Here is a 3809-nt window from a genome sequence, read left to right as displayed (position 1 = left end):
AGAACGACATGAACAGCCATGAATGGCCTTTCCGTATGCTTCCCCCGCGCCGCGGGGTACTTCGGATGAGACAGCCGCAGTTTACGGTGCCGTGGTGGGCCTGTCGCCGCGACACGCGGGGCGGGTTGCGCCGTCGCGGCGACAAGCCCGCCGCGCCAAGCGATATCGGTCCGGAGGTTGGTCGGCAGGCGATGTCGACACGGGCGCGGCTCGGCCGCAGGACTTCGCAACGCCGCGACTTAACCGCGGTTAAGGGGATCGCGAGGCGCCTTAACCGCGGTTAAGGATGACTGTTGCGGTGCTGGCGCGCGCGGGGCACCTCCCACCGCTCCCGCTCAGCGAGGTTTGACCGTTGCGCAGATCTGGCCGGAAGCAGACCAGCTCGGCTCGGCGCTAGATTGCCGGGAGATCGGTGCTGTCTGGCTGCCGCTTCGGCGTCGGGCCTCAATTGACTTGTGCCGCAGGTTGCGGGCGCGTCGTCGGGCAGCGTCTATCTGTCAGTGAAATACTGACAGGGTGGCGACTCGACCTAGGGTGCATCGCCGGGAGGCGGGCGAGGCCATCATGAGGATCTCGGCCCGCCGCGCGAAAGTCGACGATTGCCATCGCGAGTTGTTGCCTGATGCTGCGGATTCCAATGCTCGTGAGGTGCTTGATTACCTGCGTCGATACAGCGGGCCAGATCTTCCGCGGTGGGTGTTGCAAGCTGATGTGTGCGACGCGCTCACCTTGAACAATTGGCTGTGGTGGGAGGATCGCCGCCGCGAACTGTACTTCTTGAAAGCCGGCCGCGAGCGCGGCCTTTATCTGTCTCAGCTCGGCGCCCAGGTGGGTGTCGGCAAGCAAGGAGTGCTGGATCGCATCGACCGGTTGGAGGCACTGCTGCGTTTTGATCGTCCCGATGAAAAACTTGCCCGTGCCTCACGGCGCGCGGCGCGAGAGCGCGAAGAGCAGTTCCCGGTGGAGGAGACCTGGTTGCATGCCCAGCGCACCCAATTGCGCGCGGTCATTGCAGGTCTGGCTGGCGAGGCGGACCGCTTTGAGGTTGAGCAGCGCGAGTGGCTCGAGGAGTTGGTCGTCGATGCCCAAGACGACAATTTCACCCGTGCCACCATGGTGATCCTCGGCCTGGCGGCAACTGAGCTGCGCACCGCGCCTGGTGTGCTCGAGCTCGACCACACCCGCCCCTACGCGGTCCACATGTTGTTGGCCCGCGCCGATCATTTGCGTAGCCAATTCGCCGCGCTGGGCAACAAGACCGCACGTGATCGCAAGCCCGCCTAGATGCAGCAAGGCCATTGATTTGGTCGGCATCGGCGTAGGTGGCTACGGTCGCCCGCAACTCTGACGGCGTGATCTGTACGGCCTGTTCGGCAAATCGTTGCGCAGCCGCGGGCCGAAGCACGACGTGACGCGACCTGCGGTGCGGCCCGGAAACTGGGCGGTACGGACTTAACCGCGGTTAAGTGGCAAACCCGCGACAGCGCGGGGGCGCTGCCACGCGGCCCCGCTCCCCCATCTGACTCGCTCGAACTGCTGTCTCAGCGCGCATCAACTGGGCGCCACTGCTGGTATCCACCGAGAACTCGGTATCACTGCTGCGCCGCGCTCGCTCGCCCCCGACCAGCCAATCTTGATCAGTGAGCGTGCACCCGCTGTCGCTCCGCGATCATCGTGTCACCGCATCACGGTGCGATGCCATCACGACGTCACGCAGTGAGCACCTCACCGCGTGTTGCGGTGATCTGCGCACACGATCACTCGGTCATCTGGTCACGCGGTGATCGTGTCATGAGATCGCCGACTCGCCCGGTCACTGGATCACACCGCGGCACGGTCATCGAGCGACACGGTCACCGCATGACCAGATCACCACATCACCCGGTCGCGCCATCGCGCCATCACCTGGTGACTCCGCACGCCGGTGATCTGATCATGCGATCGCACCGTCACCGGGTGATCCAGCGTTGCGGTGATCAGGTGACGCCGTGATGTGGTCGCTACGTCACCCAGGAACACGGCCACGTCGTGACCGCATCACTGACTGATCCAGCGATGCCGTCACGGTGTGGCGATGTTGCCGTATCACCCGATCATCGGCGTACAACGTGACCACAACACGGCGTGAGCCGGTGATGGCCTCACCGCGACACGCGATCGCTGCGCCACTCAAACACGCAATCACTTGCTGTAATAGATGAGGCAGATGTTAAAGGAGAGGTTCTCGTGAAAGCAGAAGTGATTGCGATCGCTAATCACAAGGGCGGGGTGGGCAAATCCTTCACCGCGGTGAACCTGGCCGCCGGCCTGGCGCAGGGCGGATGGCGCACCTTGCTCGTCGATTGCGACCCGCAGGGCAACTCGACGTCGATGTTCGACCCGGACGATGACGTCGAGTTCGACATCTACGACCTGATCGGGGAGGGCGCTCCGATCAGCAAGGTGATCCGGCGGACGCGACTAGATGCACTGGACCTGGTGCCGTCCACGTTGGCGGTGGCCAAGCTGGACATGGAGTTGGTCACCATGCATCGTCGCGAGGAACAGTTGGCCATGGCGCTCGAGCCGGTGTCCGGGAATTACGACGCGATCGTGCTGGATCTCTCGCCGAACCTCGGTCAACTGGTCATCACCGCACTCAATGCCGCCGACTGGTTTGTGGTGCCGACCGATGCCAGCAAGTGGGGGAGGCGGGGGGTCAACATGTTCCTGGAATGGTCATCGACCCTGCGCAAACATCAGGTGCTCTCGGCGACGTTCTTGGGGGTGCTGCTGACCAAATACGAGTCGCAGACGTTGATCAGCCGCGAGACACTGCACGCGCTACGCAGTGATGGGTTGCCGATCTTCAACACGATCATCCCGAAGCGCACGGCCGCCGAACGAATGGTCAGTGAGCAGGTGGTCCTCGGTGATCTCGATGCCGACGCCGACCTTGCCCAGGCGTACGCCAGTTTCACTGTTGAGGTGATGACCCTCGTTGATGAGGGCCGACGGAATCGAGGAAAGCACCATGCCTAAGAAGGACACCACGGCTGCCGTTATTGGCATGTTGTCGAGCGCGGGGGCGCAAACCCGCCCAGTGGCCGACAGCCACCCGCGGACCCAGGACGGCCCGGTGCCGACTGCCGTCACAGTGACGCAAGAACCTCGGGTCTCGGTTACCGCGCTGCCGACGTCGCGACGGTCGGGGGAGGCGGCCGCGGGGGAGGCGCCGCGCACATTGCGGCTGCGTCCGGCGACCGCACAGCGGCTTCGCCAAGCGTGGCTGGAAGCCAAACGCGACGACGTGCTGCTCACCGCACAAGATTTCGCCTCGGACCTCGTCGAGCAGGCGTTGCAGCGGCGGCGGCGGTCGGCCGCGCAGACTTAACCGCGGTTAAGCCACTAGGCGCTTTGGGCGTCCTGGCGCAGCTCAGTGAGCCACCCGTCGTGGCCGAGAAGGACCCAGCGGGTTCCTCGCCACCGCATGGGCACCGTCGCGGGATCGCGCGCGGTGTCGACGACATACCCGGCGCGGGCCGCCAGCTGCGGTTGCATGCTTGCGACGAGTTCGGCGCAGCCCCCGCAAGCAGCGAACAGTCCTGCCGGAGAAAGGCTTTCGGTCGGGCCGGAGTGGGAGTGCCGGCTCACTAGCCGGTCGAAGGTGTAGCGGCATTGCTCGGTGAGTACCTCACAGTGTCCACAGCTGCGAGCGAGCACGATCGCGGCTGTCGAGCTCGGCCGCCCGGCCGCCGGCGGCCGATACAGGGGCACCGGCGAGGTGGCACCGTGCTGTGGGGCCACGATGGGCGGCGCGGTCCGCAGCT

At 65.0% G+C, this 3809-nt stretch carries 3 protein-coding genes and 1 pseudogene; 3 read left to right on the top strand and 1 reads right to left on the bottom strand.

Going from position 1 to position 3809, the window contains the following annotated elements; translation table 11 throughout:
* Positions 1-564 precede the first annotated feature (564 nt).
* The 3 genes from HMPREF0591_RS21155 (at position 565) to HMPREF0591_RS21145 (ending at position 3373) form a co-directional block, all read left to right on the top strand.
* Positions 565-1284, top strand: a complete 720-nt coding sequence (locus tag HMPREF0591_RS21155) for a hypothetical protein (protein ID WP_244269041.1) — start codon at positions 565-567, stop codon at positions 1282-1284.
* Between the two features lie 942 nt (positions 1285-2226).
* Positions 2227-3021, top strand: a complete 795-nt coding sequence (locus tag HMPREF0591_RS21150) for a ParA family protein (RefSeq protein ID WP_007170678.1) — start codon at positions 2227-2229, stop codon at positions 3019-3021.
* On the top strand, positions 3014-3373 hold the full coding sequence (locus HMPREF0591_RS21145) for a hypothetical protein (protein WP_007170677.1): 360 nt from the start codon (positions 3014-3016) through the stop codon (positions 3371-3373). The genes HMPREF0591_RS21150 and HMPREF0591_RS21145 overlap by 8 nt, the downstream gene beginning before the upstream one ends.
* Before the next feature lie 14 nt (positions 3374-3387).
* Here the strand turns inward: HMPREF0591_RS21145 and HMPREF0591_RS33500 are convergent.
* Positions 3388-3809, bottom strand: a pseudogene (locus HMPREF0591_RS33500) (hypothetical protein); the annotation flags it as partial.

Origin of the sequence: Mycobacterium parascrofulaceum ATCC BAA-614, assembly GCF_000164135.1 — a bacterium.
In the GTDB taxonomy this organism is placed as follows: Bacteria; Actinomycetota; Actinomycetes; order Mycobacteriales; family Mycobacteriaceae; genus Mycobacterium; species Mycobacterium parascrofulaceum.
This window is presented reverse-complemented; position numbering and strand designations above follow the sequence as displayed.